At 52.3% G+C, this 20,782-nt stretch carries 18 protein-coding genes; 10 read left to right on the forward strand and 8 right to left on the reverse strand.

What is annotated here, in order from left to right; all coding sequences use genetic code 11:
- Nucleotides 1-196: 196 nt before the first annotated feature.
- The 6 genes from JRI89_08595 (at nt 197) to JRI89_08620 (ending at nt 9,112) form a co-directional block, all read left to right on the forward strand.
- On the forward strand, nt 197-883 hold the full coding sequence (locus tag JRI89_08595; protein ID MBW2071300.1) for a hypothetical protein: 687 nt from the start codon (nt 197-199) through the stop codon (nt 881-883).
- A 9-nt stretch (nt 884-892) separates the two neighbouring features.
- Nucleotides 893-1,426 carry a hypoxanthine phosphoribosyltransferase gene (gene hpt, locus JRI89_08600; protein ID MBW2071301.1) on the forward strand — a complete coding sequence of 178 codons (534 nt, stop codon included), beginning with the start codon at nt 893-895 and terminating at the stop codon, nt 1,424-1,426.
- Nucleotides 1,427-1,693: 267 nt separating this feature from the next.
- A complete protein-coding gene (locus tag JRI89_08605; protein MBW2071302.1) occupies nt 1,694-2,788 on the forward strand; it encodes an efflux RND transporter periplasmic adaptor subunit in 1,095 nt (364 codons plus the stop codon).
- A gap of 250 nt (nt 2,789-3,038) precedes the next feature.
- Nucleotides 3,039-6,281, forward strand: a complete 3,243-nt coding sequence (locus JRI89_08610; GenBank protein ID MBW2071303.1) for an efflux RND transporter permease subunit — start codon at nt 3,039-3,041, stop codon at nt 6,279-6,281.
- Nucleotides 6,282-6,350: 69 nt separating this feature from the next.
- On the forward strand, nt 6,351-7,220 hold the full coding sequence (locus JRI89_08615; GenBank protein ID MBW2071304.1) for an alpha/beta fold hydrolase: 870 nt from the start codon (nt 6,351-6,353) through the stop codon (nt 7,218-7,220).
- Between the two features lie 329 nt (nt 7,221-7,549).
- Entirely contained in the window at nt 7,550-9,112 is a 1,563-nt protein-coding gene (locus JRI89_08620; protein MBW2071305.1) for a hypothetical protein, read from the forward strand.
- 329 nt (nt 9,113-9,441) lie between these two features.
- Here the strand turns inward: JRI89_08620 and JRI89_08625 are convergent, their stop codons facing one another.
- Nucleotides 9,442-10,350 carry an MBL fold metallo-hydrolase gene (locus JRI89_08625; GenBank protein ID MBW2071306.1) on the reverse strand — a complete coding sequence of 303 codons (909 nt, stop codon included), beginning with the start codon at nt 10,348-10,350 and terminating at the stop codon, nt 9,442-9,444.
- Between the two features lie 89 nt (nt 10,351-10,439).
- Nucleotides 10,440-10,691: a hypothetical protein gene (locus JRI89_08630; GenBank protein MBW2071307.1), complete on the reverse strand. Its 252-nt coding sequence runs from the start codon at nt 10,689-10,691 to the stop codon at nt 10,440-10,442.
- 643 nt (nt 10,692-11,334) lie between these two features.
- Here JRI89_08630 and JRI89_08635 point away from each other — a divergent pair.
- The 4 genes from JRI89_08635 to JRI89_08650 all read left to right on the forward strand — a co-directional run bounded on the left by JRI89_08635 (nt 11,335) and on the right by JRI89_08650 (nt 15,145).
- Entirely contained in the window at nt 11,335-11,649 is a 315-nt protein-coding gene (locus JRI89_08635) for a hypothetical protein (protein ID MBW2071308.1), read from the forward strand.
- A gap of 31 nt (nt 11,650-11,680) precedes the next feature.
- Complete coding sequence (locus tag JRI89_08640; GenBank protein ID MBW2071309.1) at nt 11,681-12,262, forward strand: hypothetical protein; 582 nt, start codon at nt 11,681-11,683, stop codon at nt 12,260-12,262.
- A 691-nt stretch (nt 12,263-12,953) separates the two neighbouring features.
- On the forward strand, nt 12,954-13,553 hold the full coding sequence (locus tag JRI89_08645) for a hypothetical protein (GenBank protein ID MBW2071310.1): 600 nt from the start codon (nt 12,954-12,956) through the stop codon (nt 13,551-13,553).
- 395 nt (nt 13,554-13,948) lie between these two features.
- Entirely contained in the window at nt 13,949-15,145 is a 1,197-nt protein-coding gene (locus JRI89_08650) for a hypothetical protein (protein ID MBW2071311.1), read from the forward strand.
- A 64-nt stretch (nt 15,146-15,209) separates the two neighbouring features.
- On the opposite strand, the gene JRI89_08655 is transcribed toward JRI89_08650, so the two are convergent.
- From JRI89_08655 to JRI89_08680, 6 genes are all read right to left on the reverse strand, one after another.
- Nucleotides 15,210-15,533 (reverse strand): DUF86 domain-containing protein, encoded by a 324-nt coding sequence (locus JRI89_08655; GenBank protein ID MBW2071312.1) that lies wholly within the window; start codon nt 15,531-15,533, stop codon nt 15,210-15,212.
- Nucleotides 15,485-15,649, reverse strand: a complete 165-nt coding sequence (locus JRI89_08660; protein ID MBW2071313.1) for a hypothetical protein — start codon at nt 15,647-15,649, stop codon at nt 15,485-15,487. The genes JRI89_08655 and JRI89_08660 overlap by 49 nt, the downstream gene beginning before the upstream one ends.
- 261 nt (nt 15,650-15,910) lie before the next feature.
- A complete protein-coding gene (locus JRI89_08665) occupies nt 15,911-16,843 on the reverse strand; it encodes a 2-dehydropantoate 2-reductase (GenBank protein MBW2071314.1) in 933 nt (310 codons plus the stop codon).
- Nucleotides 16,844-16,865: 22 nt separating this feature from the next.
- Nucleotides 16,866-18,152 carry an orotidine 5'-phosphate decarboxylase gene (locus JRI89_08670; protein MBW2071315.1) on the reverse strand — a complete coding sequence of 429 codons (1,287 nt, stop codon included), beginning with the start codon at nt 18,150-18,152 and terminating at the stop codon, nt 16,866-16,868.
- A 59-nt stretch (nt 18,153-18,211) separates the two neighbouring features.
- The gene (locus tag JRI89_08675; GenBank protein MBW2071316.1) at nt 18,212-18,811 is read right to left on the reverse strand and encodes an SIS domain-containing protein; all 600 of its coding nucleotides are present in this window, start codon (nt 18,809-18,811) and stop codon (nt 18,212-18,214) included.
- An 802-nt stretch (nt 18,812-19,613) separates the two neighbouring features.
- Nucleotides 19,614-20,300: a methyltransferase gene (locus JRI89_08680; GenBank protein MBW2071317.1), complete on the reverse strand. Its 687-nt coding sequence runs from the start codon at nt 20,298-20,300 to the stop codon at nt 19,614-19,616.
- Nucleotides 20,301-20,782: the final 482 nt, after the last annotated feature.

The raw sequence follows: 20,782 nt of genomic DNA on the forward strand, positions 1-20,782 counted from the left end.
ATAACACGAAGGAAGATGGCCAAGCAAGCCCACCACCAGTTCAAGCAGACATGCTGGCACCCTGGCATGCGACAAAAAATTATCAAGGGAAAAGTTTTGCTTGACAAAACCACATTCCTTTCATTATCTAAAAATAGAAAAATATCGTGCAGATATCATATTGACTTCCCGAAACCTTCATGTCTGGAGATGTTCCTTGTCCAAAAACAACCATCTTTACCAGAAAGAGTTTTCCATAGCCGCCAAGTCCAAGGCCAAGATTGAGCTGCTAGAAAGAGACCAGGGCCTTTTTGTCCAAATGCAGACCCTCGAGAACAGGGAAGCAGGCGTTGAATCGAAAGTCATAATTCCAGCTGCGCTTCTTCCGGAGCTCAAAAGGGCCATAACTGAGATGGAAAAAGTTCTCTCCGACAAGGGTGAACTGGAAGACTACGACAATGCCAGATCCTATCAACAAAGCCGCAGGGTGATGTTCGCCAACGACAGCGAGTTGGAGTTCGCCCGTATTCTGGACTTTTACCAGATCCGCTGGGAATACGAACCCACCACTTTCCCCATCGCCTGGGACGAGGATGGCTATGTGCGGGAATCTTTCACCCCGGATTTTTATCTACCAGACTATGGCCTCTTCATAGAGCTAACCACAATGAAGCAGTCGCTGGTCACCAAGAAAAACAGAAAAGTGCGCCTGTTCAAGGAGCACTATCCAAACATTCCCATCAAGCTTTTTTATGGAAAGGATTACAAGGCCCTGCTTATCAAGTTTGGCATTCACCCCGAGCACAGGGAAGGCAACGAAGGCAAACATGAGAGCCACCGCCCTTCGGCAAACGGCGGGCAACGAGAACAGACTCCCACGAACCGCACGCATAACACCAGTTAAGGCTGAAACGTGCAATCTGAATTGTTAGGAAAAGTATATCTGAGTGCTGCTGAAATCCAGGGGCGAGTCAGGGAACTCGGCAAGCAGGTTTCTGACGATTATCGTGGCAAAGAGCTGGTGCTCGTTGGTATTCTACGGGCCTCTTTCGTATTTATGGCGGATCTGGTCAGAGCAATCGACATTCCCCTGTCGCTCGACTTCATGGCAATATCGAGTTACGAGGCTGAAGAGGGTTCCTCAGGGGCTGTGAAAATACTGAAAGATCTGGACGAACCCATTACAGATAAACACATTCTCATAGTTGAAGATATAATCGACACCGGTCTCACCCTCGGCTATCTCATTCGCCACCTGCAGGCAAGAAATCCGGCGAGCGTCAAGATATGCACCCTTCTCGACCGGACAATCCGCCGCATCGTGCCGCTGCCAATCACCTATAAAGGATTCGAAATTCCCGATATCTTCGTGGTTGGCTATGGCATGGATTATCAACAACTTTACCGCAACCTGCCCTCACTGCACCTCTGTGAGGTCAAGATATGAAGCCGCTCTCTGCAAGCAAAGCCAGGTTCTGCCCAGGACCATTTTGCGGCTTCAGCCCCTCCAGGTCTACTTTTCACGACAAGGAGATGCGGCCCCAGGGCTTCCCCAGCCCTCATCTTTGACTCTGTGACCAGCATAAACAAATGTCTCACTGCTGGCATCCGGGTAGTGATCCTCTCTGTACCTGATATTGTATACCCCGGTCCTCTGTGTTAAGTTAGTTGACTTCAAGATATTCTTATAGAAAGCAGGAGAGAGGAACTTCTCATGAGTGGGCCTTCTTCTTCCAAGCTATTGCACATCCCCCTGTATCGCTGCCTGTTTGTCGCCTGGACCCTGGTGTTGCTGGGAAGCATGGCTGTTTTGGCTCAACAAAGACCACCAGCTGCTCCTGTCAAGGTGGCTCGGGTGACGTCCGTCAAGATGAGACCGCAGGTGACTCTCATCGGCAATGCAGAACCCAGCGTCACCAGTGTTGTAGCAGCAGAGGTCGAAGGCCTGGTAAAGCAGTTCAGCGCCGAAGAAGGTACTTTTTTACAAAAGGGAGACGTCATTGCCAGGCTGGAAGCTACCCTTCTACTCAAGGATCTCCAGGCAGCAAGGGCGAACAGGACTGAAGTAGAAGCCCGACTCAACAATGCCCGGGCCGAGCTTCGGCGTTCGGCTAAACTCCTTGCTACCAAAGCAATAGCCGACAAAAAGTATACCGACGATCTCGCAGAAGTGGAAACTCTAGAAGCACGGATGATGAGAATGCAGGCCGAAATAGGACGTCTCCAGGATGAGATCGCCAAGAAGACCATAGAGGCGCCGTTCAGCGGCTTTGTTGTCGAAGAGCACGCCCAGGTGGGAGAATGGCTGAGCAAAGGTGGGCCTGTTATAACTCTTGCCGATTTGAAAAACATCGAGGTGCTGGTGGATGTACCTGAGCGCTACATCTCGCGAGTCCGGGTGGGAGATCCCGTCAGGGTGACAGTGGATGCTCTGAATCCTGGAACCTTTCAGGGAAAAGTCATCGCTGTGATTCCTGTAGGAGACACTGCCGCTCGGACTTTTCCAGTCAAGGTCGCCGTGCACAATCCCGATGCCCGCATCATGGGTGCCATGCTCTGCAGGGTCAGTCTGCCATTGGGCGAGGAACAAGCCGTCCTTGCTGTTCCCAAGGACGCAGTGGTGAACAGGGGTGCTCGTTACCTGCTGTTTACTGTAGAAAATGGCAAAGCCCGCCCGATTCCTGTAGGTCTGGGAAGGGCAGCCAACAGCATGATCGAGGTAAAAGGCCCTGTCAAGGAGGGAATGGTGGTGGTGGTGCGCGGCAATGAAAGGCTCAGGCCTGGACAACCGGTGCAGGTCATACCCTAGAGGATCTCAGTCTCAAAGACATTGCACGGGGACTCCTAGAGTCCTTCCTATATGCAAGAATCTGTTGGAGTAATGGAGCAGTGGAGGATTGGAGTGATGCTGAGGACTAACCGATTCGAGATTGGGGCCTGACTTTTTCCAACACTCCAGTATTCCAAAACCCCAGTACTCCAAGACAGTTTGGACAACTCATATCGGCAAGACCACGCTAATTTGATCTGGCCCAAAATATCAGGCCTCCAGGATCACAATGAAAGTTGTTGATGCTTCCATAAAAAACCCGATCACAGTGGCGGTGGGAGTTATTCTGCTGGTCATGTTTGGCCTGATTGCCCTCTTTCGCATCCCGGTCCAGCTGACACCAAACGTGGACAAGGCAGAAATCACCGTGAACACCATGTGGCCCGGCGCCAGTCCCCAGGAGGTGGAACGCGAGATAATCGACGAGCAGGAGGATGTGCTCAAGAGCGTCGAAGGCCTGGTTGAAATGAAAAGTGAGAGTTTTCTCGGCCGAGGCAGAGTCACCTTGCAATTTCAGGTGGGCACGGACCCGGATGCTGCTCTCCTCAAGGTTTCCAACAGCCTCAACCAGGTCCCTCAATACCCTGATGAGGCTCAAGAACCTGTGCTGGTGTCTTCCGGCAGCGAACAGAACGCCATTGCCTGGATCGTGCTCGAACGCCTCAGCGGCGATCACAGCAACATTGCCACCGAATACCAGTTTGTCAAGGATTACATTAAACCGCGTTTCGAAAGGATTCCCGGTGTAGCCGAATCCGAGATCTTTGGCGGCATAGAGCCGGAAATGCAGGTCATATTCGACCCTGACGCCCTGGCGGCCCATTATATAACTCTCGCCGAAGTGGCAGCCTCACTGAGTCAGGAAAACGAGAATATCAGCGCTGGAGACTTCGACGAAGGCAAGCGGCGCTTCATTACCAGGACAGTAGGACAGTTCCGCAGCCCAGCTGATGTGGCCAACGTGGTAATCAAATATGTAAACGGCGCTCCCATTTACGTCCGGGACGTGGCCGCTGTGAGGTTGGGATATGCCAAGGAAACAGCGGCAGTATATGAGAAAGACAGGCAGACTATTGCCATCAACTGCAAACGTCAGACCGGCGCCAATGTCCTGCTGGTAATGCAGGGCATCCGCCAGGCCATCAAGGAAATGAACAGCGGCCTTCTGCGACAACGGGGTTTGCGCCTCCGCCAGGTCTACGATGAGACTGAATATATTGACAGCGCTATCGAGCTGGTCCGCCAGAACCTTGTTCTCGGCGGCAGTCTGGCTGTGCTGGTGCTTCTTCTTTTCCTGCGATCACTCACCAGTACCCTGATCATTGCTACCGCTATTCCCATCAGCATAGTGGGAACTTTCTTGTTGATGTCCTTTTTCGGACGCAACATCAACGTCATCAGCCTGGCAGGTCTCGCCTTTGCCGTAGGCATGGTTGTTGATGCCGCCATTGTTGTCCTGGAAAACATAGACCGCCACCGTGGACTTGGTGAAGACCGTCTGCAGGCGGCTTCTGCCGGCACCATCGAGGTCTGGGGAGCTGTACTGGCAAGCACTCTTACCACCATGGCGGTTTTCATCCCGGTGGTTTTTGTAAAGGAAGAAGCAGGACAGCTTTTCCGGGACATTGCCATTGCCATCAGTTGTGCCGTGGCCCTCAGCCTGACGGTCTCCATTACCGTAATCCCCTCGCTTGCTGCAAAGATTCTCGGAATTTTCCGGGATCGGCGGTTGGCAAGAGCCCCCTATCCCGAACCCGGCAAAGCGCAATTGTCGCCAGTAAATCCCCGACAAAATCCCGGCCATACTCCAGGGAGGGAAAAGCCTGCAGGTTTTCTCAGCTCCCTATTGCGCCCTGTGGATGTATTCGCTCACTGGTTTACCGAGGGCATCGCCTCTCTCAATTACCACATAACCGGTTCGCTGGGTGCTCGCCTTTTTGTGGTAGTGATTCTCACGGTCTTCTCTCTCGCCATGGCCTTTTTCCTGGCACCCAAGACTGAATATCTTCCTGAAGGAAATCGCAACTTCGTCTTCAGCATTCTTCTGCCGCCGCCCGGGTACAATCTGGATGAACTCAGCAAAGTGGGCGAAGAGATTGTCGACCATCTTCGACCCTACTGGCAGGGAGAAGAAAAGCCTGACGGTTCCAGACAGTTCAAGGAGCCACGCATCCGGAATCTCTTTTATGTGGCCCTTGGTCGCCTCATGTTTGCCGGCGCCTCCACGAAAGATCCTTTGAAGGCCAGAAGTCTCGTACCTGTTTTTATGCGCAAACTTCGCAAACTGCCAGGATTTTATGCCACCTCCTATCAGACAAGCCTGTTCGGCCGCGGCATAAGCTCCGGCAGGACAATCGACCTGGACATCACCGGTCCTGACCTGGAGCGTCTCATCGAATTGGGGGCACGGGTCTTCTTTCAGGCAATGCAGCTGTTGCCCGGCTCCCAGATTCGCCCCATTCCGAGCCTTGATCTTGCCAGTCCTGAAATCCGCATCATTCCCGACCGCGTCCGGGCCAGCAGCCTGGGGCTTTCGGCCAGAGATATTGGCCTAATAGTGGACAGCATACTGGACGGCCGCAAGGTGAGCGACTACCAGTATGAAGGCAGGGAAATAGATCTGACCCTCATGGGCAGGAAGGCTGCCATCCAGAGAACTCAGGATTTCCAGGATCTGCTCCTGCGAGCTCCGGACGGCCGTCTGGTAACCCTTGGCTCTGTGGCCCACATACGCTGGGTTGCGGGGCCTACTCAGATAAACCACATCGAACGGCAGCGGGCCATTACCATCCAGGTTCGTCCACCTCGAGAGATTCCCCTAGAGGAAGCCATGGACACCCTGAAGACCAGGGTGATAGGCCCGCTCCAGAAAAGCGGTGAACTCGGCGGTCTTTACAACATCAACCTCTCGGGTACGGCAGACGACCTGGTGGTTACCCGCAGGGCGCTGCAGTGGAACTTTGTCCTGGCCCTGATAATTACCTATCTATTGATGGCAGCCCTCTTTGCAAGTTTTCTCTATCCTTTTGTCATCATGCTCAGCGTTCCCCTGGCAGCAGCCGGCGGCTTCGCCGGTCTCTGGCTCGTGAGCCACTTCATCGAGTATCAGGCTCTCGATGTGCTCACCATGCTCGGCTTCGTCATCCTCGTGGGCACAGTGGTAAACAACGCCATTCTCATTGTACACCAGAGTCTGAATCACATCCGCCATGAAGGCATGGAAAGGCGGGCCGCCATACGCGAGGCGGTGCGCAACCGTATTCGGCCTATCTTTATGAGTACAACCACCAGCGTCTTCGGCATGCTGCCCCTGGTGCTCTTTCGCGGTGCCGGCTCTGAACTATACCGCGGCCTGGGCAGCGTGGTGGTGGGTGGCCTGGTGCTCTCCACCATATTTACCCTTTTCTTGATTCCGGCTCTTTTCAGTCTTGTTCTGGACGCCCGGGTGAAGATAGCCGGCAAGATTTCCTGATGGCCCCTTCGTTGATGACAGCAAAGGTTGTCAGGTTAGACTTCTCACCGCGAAGAGACCATATCTGACATGAAAACAACAGAACTGGACATTGCTGCAAACGGCCTTGTGCTCAAGGGCAGCCTCTGCACACCTGAAGCCGCTTCCTGGCCGCTGGTGGTCATGTGTCACGGCCTTCTGAGCCACAGAAACAGCTCAAAATACCGGTTCCTTGCTCAAACCCTTGCGGCCAGGAACATCGCCAGCCTCCGCTTCGACTTCAGGGGATGCGGTGAAAGCGAGGGTGAGCTGCAGGAAAGCACTGTATCGGCAAGGTGGCATGACCTGCGCTGCGTCATTGCTGCGGCAAGACGGTTGCGTGGCTTCGACGGCTGCCTCGGCCTGTTGGGCAGCAGTCTTGGAGGCTTTCTGGTGCTGCTGGAGTTGAGCCGCAGCAGTTCGCCGTATCCTGCAGCAGCCTGGGCAACGCCCTCGTCTCTGCTGGAGCTGGAAAGTCGCCTCGAATCCTCTCCCCTGCCCCTGGGTCCTGCCTTCATCCAGGACTTGCGGCAATATGAGATACTGCCCGCGCTGGCGACGGTCAGCCGCACCCTGCTGATCCACGGACTTGATGACACCCTGGTTCCGGCAAGGCATGCCCGGCTCCTGTACGAAGCACTGGCCCCGCCCAAGTGCCTTCATCTGCTGCCCGGCGCTGACCACAGAATAAGCCAGCCGGAGTGGCGGCAGCGAGCAGCCGCCCTCACCGTAGATTGGTTTGCCAACTATTTCTTTATTCCATCATATCTTCTTTTACAATCTCCTCAGACTGTGTTCACCCGTTTCCATTTGATCACCACACCCTCTACTTACAAAGCCGACATCTTCTTGGCAGAAGCTTCAGGAGTGCCTATACTCAGGGTCGCAAAAAAATTCTTGCAACTGCAGCGTTGGCTATAATATAGTAATTTTATAGTCAACGAACTTACGAAGTGGTAACTTTCCATTATCAAACAACCTGGCTGTCCCTCTGAAGATATTTACGCTCATTTCTTATTATGGCTGCATAGTGACACTGAGTTCGGTAATTCCAGCTACCAATTTGCCCGTGGTGTGAAGAATAGAGTTGCTATTTTCGCCGCTGAAAGAAGGGAGCGATCAGCCATTGCACCAGAGTTCGGTCGCGAGGGAGTTTCCACTAGGGTGTTTGATCAAGAAGACTTTTCCTTCTCAACTATAGAGAACAAAAAAGCGTGTGTAAAACATCGCACTCGACAAAGGAGGAAGGTATGAAATGGTCACATGTCCTCGTTCAGATTTTCTACAAGGCAAGGCGCACGGCAATTTTCTGCCCGGCAATTTTCTTTCTGTTTGCTTCTGGGGTGGGTTTATCCGCAACCTTTATAGTGGATACAACGCTGGACGACCCCACCAAAACGGACTGTACCCTGACTTCTAAAGATTGCAGCCTGAGAGGCGCCATCAGTGCGGCAAACGCGACGCCGGGAAAGGATTTAATCCAGGTTCCCGCGGGCACTTACACCCTGACCAATTTGGGAACAGGGGATGATTTGAATGCCACCGGCGATCTGGACATCACGGACTCCCTCACCATCGAGGGGGCAGGCTACGTAGAGACTGTTATTGACGGCGGCGCCAGGGACCGAATCATCCATATTCCCACCGGCACCGGAATAGGCGTGATTCTCTACGGCCTTACCCTGCAAAACGGCTCGGCTCCCTATGGCGGCGGGATCGCCAACATGGGAGGGGATCTAACGATCAAGGACTGCATCGTCCAGGAAAACACGGCTGTCGGAAGTAGCATTGGTACGATTGGAGGCGGGATCCTGCTTGACAATGATGGCATGTTGACTATTACCAACTCCTTTATACTAAACAACCGGTCAGGCAGTGCTGGTGGAGGGATCTTCGTCAATCAGGGCATGCTGAATGGTACGGATATCAATATTATGGGAAACGAGGCCTCCCAGGACGGGGGCGGGATCTATATGTCCAATGGGGTGATGACCTTACTGCGAAGCACTATAGCCCTGAATACCGCCTCGTCGGGTGCAGGGGGAGGCATCCTGACCTTTTATCCCACATATGAAGGGGTGACTTCCCTTGTGAATTGCACGGTCAACCTCAATCAGGCGAAAGACGGAGGCGGACTCTATCTGTCGACATCTGTCCCACCGGGAATGGAGATTAGAAACTGCAGTATTTACGGAAATGAGGCCTCCCAGGACGGGGGCGGGATTTACTACTACAACAACGCCGCGGGCGAGCTCATAGTCGTGAACTCCACGATTGGCCTGAACAAGGCTGACCGCCGCGGGGGCGGGTTCTACAACAAGGAAGGTATCGCAAAGATGCTTTTCACGACGGTGACGGCCAACCGAGCCGATGATGACGACGACGCAACAGGGGACGGAGGAGGGTTCTTTCGCGAGGGCGGCATTACACAGATCAAATATACCATTCTGGCCGAAAACCAGGATCGCGGCGGGGAGGCGCCAAACTGCAGTGGGAGCTTGGTCATCGTGGGAAATAATCTGGTGGATGACCCTTCAGGGTGTACTTTTGCGGGAACCGGCTATGTTATCACCGGCCTGTCTCCTCAGTTGGGCACGTACGGACTGCACGGCAATATCACCGGCTACTACCCTCTGGCCAGAACCAGCCCTGCTGTCAACGCCTGCATCGACTGCCTGGACTTCTTTCTGGCTACAGTTAGGCAGGACCAGCGAGGCAAGCTGCGTCCCCAGGCGGGTCGCTGCGATCTGGGTGCTTACGAGGTGGCTCACAGCATGGTCCCAATCCTGATTCCGCTGTTACTCTCTTACTGAGACCTGGAGTGAGCGATTTTCAAGACCTCAAGCCGGGCATATCTGACAAGAGTGGAAAACTTCTCAGAATAGCAAAGCACCCAGGCAACAGAGCACGATCCTGAACTGGACGCACAAAGACGGCTAACATGTGTTCCTCGACACTGCTGTCAATGTTGGATTGCTACCGGTACAGCACATGTTCATGTCGCCCCCCAGAGTTCCTCTGATATTTCCTGACCAGAACAATAAGCATGGCGTGACACCAAGCACACCTTTGTTGACACAACAGACCAGGAACACCGGCCTACGCGCTAACCCGCAACCGGCAACTCACAAGCCGCAACATCTCAAACCTCCACCTGCAAGCCGTCGTATGCCACGGTGACCGCAACCTGCAGACCATGGTCGCCAAACACCTGCTCCACCACCTGCTGCCACTCCTGCTGACAGGTGGGCACAGGATAGGGCGTATTGCTGCCAGGCGGACAGAGTGGCTGCGCCGGTGGTACTTTCTTGAGGTACACATTGGCAGGGTCACCGGGCACCTGGTCGGCGTCTGATATATGGACGAGATAGACGTGTTCCCTCGGCTGCCATTTCCGAATAAGGGGCAAGGCCCGCTGCAGACTCAGGTGTGAGGGACGGTTTTTCTGCGGCTCGTTCAGCCAGTGAGATTGTATGATCAGAACGTCAGGTCGCTGCAAAACCTCGGCTTCAGAGTCAAGATTCAGGAGATCTGAAGTGTAAACTATTCTCTTGCCGTTGTCTTCGATCATGTATCCAACCGAGCCTGCGGCTACAGGGCCATGATAGGTCTTGAACGGTACAATGCTGGTCCGCAGATCCGCAACCCTTTCACCCGGGGTCACCATTTTCTTTGCCAGCGTCTTTTCCAGCAAATAGCCGAAGCGCTGTTCAATGGCCTGCCATGTTCTTTCGGTAGCGTAGACGGGGATCGACTGCCAGTTGCTGGGATCAGCAGAGCGCCTGAGGGCCACCAGTTCGTCCAGGCCCAGGTAATGGTCGCCATGCTCGTGGGTAATCAGCACCGCGTCAACACCTTCCAAACCGTTGTCATGCCACTGCTGACGAATGTCAGGACCGCAGTCGATGAGGATTTTTTCCTGCGCCTCCAGGTAGATGGCGGTGCGCCGGCGTGCTTCGCCCCGGCGCTGCATCTCGCGGCAGATGCGGCAATCACAGCCTATTTCAGGAAGCGCCCAGGCCGCCCCTGTTCCTAAGAAGATAATTCTCATTGTCAGGCATATCCAGCAATAACCATTTCGGCATCACAATAATAGCTGACCGTCCATAATGTAGCTTGCCATGGAGGAGGGTGCCATTCCTAGAAAAGCAGGAGGTACATGGCAGAGACCGGAACTGCTGCTATCCGAGCAGGTCCGATGAAATTTCCGAAGGCATGGGGATAATCGCCAACGTCTACAGTAGCAGTCACCTTATTGGAAGCCGTATCTATAACTGATACAGTGTCACTGTAGTAGTTTGTTATGTAAGCGAAAGGGGCTCCCAAAGAAACGCTTGCAGAAAACAAAAAAACAACAGCCAGCATTACCGTGGTTGATACCCTGATCCTCATTTTACTGTCATCACCTTGGCAATTTGCCTTTACACATAGCTGAATCATTTAGCCGTCTATCTATCTGCCAGTGCAATATAATTACCTCCAGTTTCCATGCGAACCAACTGTTAGCTTCAAACGGGGAGGCTCAGGAGTTATCAATCTAACACAAGTATGTGAATCAGATCAAAGGGGAATGAAATTCACCACCCAACTTGACACGCGAAGATGTTTGCTGCTATAAAAAAATTATCAAAAGTAAATTTTCATCAAATACCAAATAAATATCCGCGCGCTCATGCTAATATGTACTCAATTGGCCGCAATTTTGGGGTGACCGGGGGTTGATCGAAGCCTTTTTTTGGTGGATTGTGCCCCTATCAGAAATTTACTTCGACTATTGAGGAACTGCATCTCCTACCTTCGTCTCCCCACCAAACGTTTCAGAAAGATCCGAGCAGTCGCCTCTTGCGCTCAGCTTCTCTAGAAGGAGAGGCCGGTGTGTAGAGGAAGGCCCAACAGGCCAAAAAGTTATCTTCTCACTGAAATGGTCCTGACTGTAATCGAGGATCAACCATATAGCAGTTCAGTAAAGACAAAGCAGACCATGGAGATTCATTGGCCTTTAGTTTACAGAGAACAGAAGGCGTAGGAGATACTTATGAAGAAGGTTCTTGCTGGATTTTGTGTATTTGTACTTCCCTTCTTGATAAGCCAGATATTTTTTGCGGACACGGCAGACGCAGGCTACCAGATTACCGCGTCGGTGTTTTCTAGCGGGGGTGTTCCAATGAGCTCCTTGAGTTTTGCTGTAACTTCCACTATCGGTCAACATTCACCCTTGCTGGACCAGGAAGATCCGCCCTTTTCGACCACCTATGATCTGTACACCGGCTTCTGGTACATCCTGGATTATGTTGGCAGAAGATCTGGGGCCGGGTTTCTTCCTGCCATACTCTTACTACTGGAGGATTGACTGGGAAAATATTCATTAAGGAGGAGCCGCTATGAACCGGACAAGAGCCTTTGTGTGGAGTTTGATATTCCTGGCAGGTGTATTGTTCAGCGGGATATCTTGGGCCGTACCTGAACTGATAGGTTACCAGGGAAAGCTCACTGATGATGTTGGAACTCCTCTGGAGGGGACCTACCGTGTCCGTTTCTACCTCTATAATGCCCCGACTGAGGGCATAGTGCTGTGGCACGAAGAACAGAGCGTTATGGTCTCCCGAGGGATCTACAATGTGCTCCTTGGTTCTGTGAATCCACTGCACCAAAATATTTTCACAACAGGAGACAGTGTCTATTTGAAGGTGGCCATTTTCAACCCGGACACATCCGCCTGGGAAAAACTTTCCCCGAGGCAGAGGCTTGTTTCGACGGCCTTTGCCTTCCAGGCGGAAAATGCCCAAACCCTAAATGGCTTTGAATGGGGCTATTTTGCCCCTGCAGTACATGATCATTCAGGGACGGATATCTGGGGTCCTCTGGAACTTAGCGCCAAGCTCTCCACAAGTGGCTACAAAGGCACCATCTCCGGGACCAATACAGGCCAGAGCGGGGTCCGGCGTATATGGAAACGCCAGTGATAAAATCGGCACCACCTACGGGGTCTATGGAACGAGTGCCTCCACCTCCGGCCGGGGCGTCTGCGGAACCGCCACTGCGACCTCGGGTGTTACCTATGGCGTCCGCGGCATCACAAACTCGAGCTCAGGCCGGAGCATCTATGGGTGGGCCACCTCCGCCACGGGAAAGACCTATGGTGTCCGGGGAAAGAGCTCTTCTACCTCCGGCACAGGAGTCTCCGGGTACGCATCGGCTGGCACGGGCACCACCTATGGTGTACACGGCCTGAGCAACTCCAATGCTGGCTACGGGGTCTACGGACACGCCAACGCCTGGGGTGGCACGACCTACGGCGTCTACGGCAGGAGTGATTCCCCGGACGGCTACGGGGTCTCCGGAATCGCCACAAACGATGGTAAAGGAGTATCCTACGGAGGATACTTCGAATCCCGCACCAGAAACGGCTCTGCAGCATATTGTTATGCTACCGGCAAGAACGCTAAGGGCCTGGTTGTAAAATCCAAGAATGGCATCGGGGTTTGGGCCTCTGGAGATAACCTTGGCGCTTCTTTTATCGGTCTTAACGGAGACGGGATACACGTCGAATCAAAGAATTCAGGAGATAATAACTTCAAAGGCGGAACCGCGATCTACGCCGCAGCCTCGGGTAATTCTGATTATGCGGCATATTTCGCTGGAGGGAATGTTTTCGTGCTCAGCCACCTCATTGTAAGCGGATCCAAAGACTTTGTACAGCCCCATCCCACGGATCCATCCAAGGAGATCATGTATGCAAGCCTCGAGGGTGGAGAAAACGGGGTATATGTGCGCGGCACCGCGGCCCTGAAAGACGGTGTTGCGGAGATCAACCTTCCCGAGCATTTCGCCCTCGTGGCATCCGAGGAGGGCGTAACAGTGCAGGTTACCCCGCTGGAGAGCTGCCATGGACTCTTCGTGGCGGAAAAGAGCCCTCAAAGAATTGTGGTCATGGAGAGCCAGGGCGGAACCGGAGATATCTCTTTCGATTACCTGGTCATGGGAGTAAGGCGGGGGTTTGAGGAGCACGAGGTCGTACGGGAAAACAGGCACATCAAGCCGCCACCCAGCATGAGCCAGGAGCGATACGAGGCCTGGGTGGCGCTACCCGAGAATCGCGGCCGAAGGGCCCTCCTCATCGAGAACGGAACCCTCACCAGGGAAGGACGGATCAACGAGGGAACCGCATCGAGGCTTGGATGGAAGCTCGGGCCAAGAACGGAGGCCGAACGGGTGCAAAACCTGCTGCCTAGAAGGAGACCGGTACGTCCATAAGGTTATGAATCCCTCCCCCCTACAAACACAGCACGGGCATGGAGCGCCGAAATAAAATCCCAATATCCCCTCGCCTATGCTGACGCTTTCTGTGTGGCCACCGCCCAGCGTGTTAATGGCCGCATACTCACCAGTGACCTCGAATTCAAAGCAATTGAACATTTGGTAGCTGTGACATGGTTGACTGAACCACCCACTGAATGTCAATAAGACGAGAACGGTACAGTCGCGATAGACTACACAGAAGCCGTTGCCATAAGAAAATCACAGCTTCTTGGCATGATGTCGACAGGTCCAGGTTTTATCAACCTGCGTTGGTCATGTGGAGACCGATGTGGCAATACAATTATTGCCATTGGCATTGCATTGTAGGCCGTTCAAGCGCAAACTCGAGATTGAGCCAACCGAAAGGAAAAAAAACGATGCGATTAGACAAAATAGGATTCCTTCTGCTAGTGATCTTCGTCTCAATATCATTCCAGAGCCTGGCCGCCGCCGATGTCTTCAGGGCAACCAGACGAACTACCACTAACTATTCTAAGCTTCTTCCTCAGTTGCAGGTCGTGGGGCAAAAGATATTCTACTTGTGGCAGGAACAGGATGCGGAGTCAAAATGGCAGATCTGGACTGCTGTTATGAATACCGACGGCACCGACTGGCATGCTGTCAAGCGAACGTCTGGAGCCTTTGATAAGCAGACGCCTCAATTTCAAGTGGTTGGAAGCAAGATCTATTTTGGCTGGAGCGAGGATGATGGGGATAACTGTCAAATCTGGACTGCGGTGATGAACACGGATGGTACCGGCTGGACCTCCACGAAAAGGACCTCTACCGCTTATGATAAAGACTATCCCCAACTTCAGGTTGTGGGCAGCACTATCTATTTCGTGTGGTCTGAATTGAATGTTCCTAATTCTCAGATTTGGACGGCCGAAATGAGCATCAGCGGTACTGGCTGGTCCGCGACTCGGAGAACCTCCACCACATCCTTCAAATTTATACCTCAATTGCATGTAGATTTGGACAAGATATATTATGTGTGGTCTGAAGATGATGGTTCTCATTCACAGATATGGACCGCTGTCATGAACACCAACGGTACAGGCTGGGCTGCCACTCAAAGAACCTTCAGCAGCTACGACAAGAGAGTGCCCCAACTGCAGGTATACGATAGCAAAATCTATTATGTATGGCAGGAAAATGATGGCACTTATAAGCAGCTGTGTCTGGCTCGAATGAATACGGATTGCACCGGATGGGAAAATCTCGGCATGTCGGAGAGTGCTCATGACAAATCAAGCCCTCAGATGCAAGTTGTCGATAATAAAATATTCCTTGTCTGGAGCGAGGATGAGGTAAGTTACAGTCAGATCTATACGGCCACGATTGATTTCAGTGTAGCAAAAAGCAGGGCAAATGTGAGGAAAAGAACATCCAGTCATTTTCACAAGGCCTTTCCGCAGTTGCAGTTATCTGACCGCAGGATATATTATGTATGGTCCGAAGATGACGGATCTAACTACCAGATCTGGACCGCCGTCAGCTCCCCATTCACCCCTGGCGCCACCAACCTTTTGCTGCTGAATGATTGATATGGTTTTTTTGAGGCTCATCCAAAAGCAGCAATGAGTTCAATAAGAAGTAGCACGGCGTGCATTATTCAATCAAGAAACTGACCTGGCGGACAAAGCTCTTGAGATCATCCAGATCCGGCCCGGTAATCGTTCTGTATAATCGGGAGTAGTCTATTTCCCAGTACCGGTGTACCAGGAGGGTCCGAAAGCGGGCCATTCTGGCGAGTCGGCATGCAAGTTCCGGCTCAATCAGCCCGTGATCAGCCGGCAACTGAAAGCAGGACGCGTATTCTTCCGTCACTTTCTTCAACTTCCTGGCTGAAATATGCAGGCAGAGATCGATGGCGGCTTTTGTAGCTACAATGAGCCTGAAACTGGCTGCTGCCCGTCGCGGTCCTCCAGAAATGCCTCTAGTGCGACCCTTCTAAATGCCTGCAGTTGTTCTATGGACTCAGTGATATCCCTGAACTTGGCATAGACCTTCTCGAGGTTGAGTGTCACCAAGAGTTCATCCAGTGCCATTTTCCCCCTTTTTGACTTTTCATCGGGCACCTCAGATTCACGAAAAAGCAGTCCCAAATATTAACTTATAACCCAAATTATGTGATTCTTCCCCTTTTCAAAGGAGGAGTTCAAAACGCCGCTCCCACTACTATTCTCTCATCCGTAGTATCGACTCCAAGCGTCGGTTAACTGAGGAATAAAATAGTATTCTGATAATTTTCACACTTTTTTCACAAACTTCAGATGGTGAGGAAGTATGTCTCCATTCAAGGCAAACCTTTATAAGTAACCGGACTCCATGCCTTGAATCAGGGCGGTCAGCACCTCATTGACCGGTGAAGCCATACCTTGGCAGGCTGCTATGCGTACCACGGCACCGTTGATCTGATCGATTTCAGTCTTTTTCTGCCGTCTTACATCCTGTAGCATGGAAGAAATATTGCCGGCGGTGGAGCGGCATATGGCCCGGACCCTCTCGATCTCCTCCGGCAAATTCAGAATGATGCCGCAACCACGTGCCACCTGGACAGCTTCCGCTACTGCACCATCCATAACTTTCCGGCATGCAGGAATCTTGAGGAGTTCGCCATTCGGCATCCCCAGAATGGCGCTAAGGGCGTTAATAGCCACATTTAGCACCAGCTTACGCCACAAAATGGATTGGATATCATCAACCACTTGAGCCGCCAAACCTGCCCCGTTCAAAGTAGCCACCAGATTCCGGAGTTTAGACCTAGCCTTCAGATCTGAGCTGGCTCCACCCACCCCCCCGAGCCATATCTCCCCGTAGCCGGCATGACGCACCTGCCCTACCCTAAGCAAGGTGGCACCATGGGAGGTAACTCCGGCAAGAATCCGATCGCTATCGAAAAATTCACCAAGCGTCTCAATATTGCCCAGGCCATTTTGTAAAGTCAGGAGGTGGCTCTCAGGAGCAATGGTGTCCTTCAGCCTAGCAACGGCAGCTACAGTATCACAGGCCTTGACGCAAAGGATCAGTACCTCTGCCGATCCGATTTCGGTAGGATCCGCAGTAACCGTAATTGGGGTATGGAATCTCCCTCTTGCTCCATCAACAGCAATTCCTCTGTCCTCAAGCAGAGCGGCCCGTTCGGGCCGATGATCTAACAGGTAGACCTCTTCTCCAGCCCTGGCCAGATAAGCTGCGACTAAACATCCGATAGCTCCCGGTCCGATTACTGTAATAGTCATGTGCTAAATATCCATCTTTTCCTTATTTCTTTTCCCAGCGCAACAATTCCGTTACCTTGCTCAAGGTGCTCCCCTCTTTAATCTCTTCCCGGATGCGATTTTCCTTCTCAAGCACGTCCATGCCCCGGTTAGCGTACTCCACCGCTATGGCCCGCGGCAGCACAACCACTCCATCTCCATCTCCCAGCAGCCAATCACCCGTCTCCACACGCATATCGCCAATCGTCACCGGCACACCAATCTCGCCGAACCCTTTTGGCTCACCGGCATTGGGCACAACCAACCTGCTAAAGGCCGGAAATTTCATGTCGACAATCTCGTCACTGTCCCGTAAGGCGCCGTCGATGACTACCCCAGCCAAGCTCTTTTGTATAGCCGAATGAGTGGCCAGTTCGCCCCATATGGCAGGACCCACCCCGCCAGCATCTATAACAATCACGTCTCCAGGCTCGGCCACGTCGATAGCCTGAACGGGTTTGGCCCAATCGCCTGGATAGGTTCTCACAGTGATCGCCCGCCCAACCATGCGGATGCCAGGAAAAAGCGGGCGAATTCCATGCACAACTCCACCCCGATGGAGGGCGTCTGACAGATTAGCTGTCGAGACAAGTTCCAGGATTTCCCGGATCTCAGGCTCGCATTTCCTCTTAAACAGGGTAGTGCTAATGCTCATGCCTGTGTCAAGCGCTCGGCGAATATCGCTGGCCGCCAGCTCAGGGTTGAGTGCCTTGCTGATAGCGCCACCGACAATAACAATACTGGCTCCTGCCGCTACTGCCTCAGCAGCGGTTTCAGAATTTATACCACCAGCCACTCCCACCGGGATGGTCAATGTCCGACTCACCTGGCGTAAGATCGCAAAGGGATCCTTCCCCTCCATCTGTTCGTCAACAGCACAATGGACAGTCACATAATCGGCGCCAAGTTTCTCGACAAACTGAGCCCTCATCAGCACATCTTTTACCGCTATCATATCGACTACGATCTTAGCGCCATAGTTTTTACCCGCTTGGATGCACTCCCGGATGGTGGCATCGCTGGCTGCGCCGAGCACATCGACAATTTCCGCCCCTGCCTTTGCTGCGGCCTCAACTTCCACCCTCCCAGTGTCCATAATCTTCATATCCGCTACGATCGTCCTTTGAGGAAAGAGCCGGTGTAGCTCACGGACAGCATTGAGTCCTTCGCTCTTGATAAGAGGAGTTCCAGCTTCAAGCCAGTCAACACCACCGGCGATCCCCGCTTGCGCATTTTTTAGCGCTCGTTGCAAATCAACAAAGTCCAGTGCTAGCTGTAAAATCGGCTTCATAATATCTCCCTTGTACAGATCCCGCAGAACACTCTACACCGTGGGCGGCGCCTAGTTTACTACTCGATAACCGCGTGCAGCTGTGAGACGTCACCAATCGCTTCTACCCTTTGCTGACAAATAACAACAACAACAGCCTCCAAGAATATAAAAGCAGCCTGTTCAAAGAGGGAGCCGGCCAGTTGTAGAGAACCTGGTTCGCAATCACGGCATAGCTTAGTCGTACCTGGCAGACAAATGCTATGGTCTACAAGCGCAGCGATTCTTCCGTTCATATTGCCCAGGATGCCAAAGGTCATAGCTGATCGCCTTTTAGCGATCTGCACCGCCTCAAAGGTGGAGGGGGTTTCGCCAGAGCCGCTCAGGACCATGAGTAGGTCCCCTTTGCCAATAGCAGGGGTAATAGTTTCGCCGCAGAAGTATACCCGGTAGCCCAAATGCATTAAACGCATACAAAAACAGCGGAGTACAAAGCCCGATCTCCCCTGAGCTGAGAAAAAAATAGCATGGGCCTTGTCGATCCTTTGGATAAAATTCACCACGGCATCTTCACGAAGGCTTTGCAGCAAATGCCGATTCTCCCCTAAAATGCGGTCGATTTTTTCCTGGATTTGGAGTTTTTCCTGTCTTACACCAGTCCTTGGTTCAAGTCGCTGCATCGCAGATACCTCTCACAAGAGTAGACAAGCTAGAGTTTCACTGGGCTGACAACTCTCGGCCGGCGCCGGGAGTTGATTACCAAGTGCCTACTCTCTGCATCCATGAAATACCAGGCTGGCAACCGGAATGAAAAAGGCTGATAGGTCAAAGAAAGACTACGAAGCCGCAGAAATAAAAGCCCTCTCGACCAAGCCAAGAGGGCTGTCTCAGGATCTTCTTAGTGGAAAAAGCCTTCCCGTCTCAGTCCAGCACCATGGATCCAAGCGGTCTGACTCCCCAAAATGGGCAGTCTTATTCTTACAACACTTTTTTAATAGTATAGTCAGCAAGCTTTGTCAAATGATAAAAATGAAAACGAAAAATTGAGGGACAAACTTATGCTCTCTTGTCAAATAGAAAATGAATAAAGCCCTAATTGAGCGGTTCTTGAGACATTGACCCAAAAAGACTCTGTTTGTCTGATGCCCTGAGTTGATGGGCTTCACCCGAGTTGCAGTACAGGCCCTCGCGCCGCGATTCAGGTTAATGGTGGTAGCCGCAAGCTGCATCACGCCCCTACTCATGGAGGAGTACCGTTTCTCCTTCCAGTAACCATCATCTCGACTTCATCTTATATAGGGGTAGGGGTGGCGCAAACCAATGTGCCATCCTTACCCCTATCCGATTCTTGGGGCATGATACGTCGAGTTTCACCAAGCAAGAAGCAGTTAGGCTGTAAGCACAGCAGAACTCAAGTTCTTGCCAGAGCTTTCAGAATAGGTCTGACTGCGGCAAGATGCTGCTTGTAAAATCGGCTTCTTTTTATTCACTTTTGCGCTTGATGGCGTAGAGGGTGAAATTGTAGACTTCGTCTCCTGAGCGCATCTGCCGCTCTATCTTTTTAAACTTGAAGCGCTCCGTCAACAGATGGAAAAAATTAGAGGCGGGCAGGCTGGTGCTCTTGACCAGGAAAATGGTGCCGCCCGGCTTCAGGGCCCTGTCGAGAAAGGCGATCAGAGACTGGTAGGTGGGGCGATGGTAGATAACCTCGGAGCCCACGATCCAATCATACAGGGGTGCTGCCGGTTCGTCTCGCCAGTCCACTTTTACCACCGGCACATGAGCCAGATCATTCAGCAGCGCATTGGCCCGAGCAAAAAGAAGGATCTTTTCATCGTAGTCAGACAGGGTAATCTCATGACCACAGGCAGCAGCGAACAGACCACTCACTCCCATGCCGGCACCAATTTCCAGAATGCGCCGGCCAGGCACTACCGTCTGGGCTGTAAGATAGGCTGCCATGAAAATGCTCGCCTCCCATATCTTGCCCCAGAACGGCAGCTCCATGAGATCAGGATCAGCGGTTGTCAACTCTTTTACTATCAGTTCATCGAGTCCTTTCACCTGGAGAAATCGTAAAGTCCGGCCGGACACAGTAATAGGCACTGTTTCCGTCCGGTAGCTGCTCTCGATTTCCTCGACAATTTGTTCCCAAGTCTTGTCTTCCACAAGAGATCCCCCTGAATTGATCTTTGGAATCGACGGTGTACTTGCCTTTGTCCAGCCTACCCTATCATGAATTGCCCTGTTTTGGGGACTTTCCCCACCGTTTTCAAAAAAACCTCGCAGAGCAGGACAACTTGGCTGAAAGTATACAGCATCGAACAGCTCCAAACTACAAACTCATTATCCATCTATTGCACCGAATGACTTGAGCTCTCTGAATCGAGCCGATCTACATCCACAAATACAGCCTGTAACGAATGTCTTTTGATGCCGATAAATTTTCTAGCCTTTCTACCTGCTTTTCTCTAGGATATGAGGAGAGAATCTGAACTGAACAAATAGCATATATTGCTTGATGGCAAAATGAATGTGCACCCCTTCTCGCCGCACGTTCGGCAGTCGCAAACCTGCAAGTTCCGTCTGCGGCCAGTATCACAGTGGCGCCAGGGCACAATTGCTTCTCGAAATCGATATCAACGCATGGC

This window comes from Deltaproteobacteria bacterium (assembly GCA_019309045.1).
Classification (GTDB): domain Bacteria; phylum Desulfobacterota; class Syntrophobacteria; order BM002; family BM002; genus JAFDGZ01.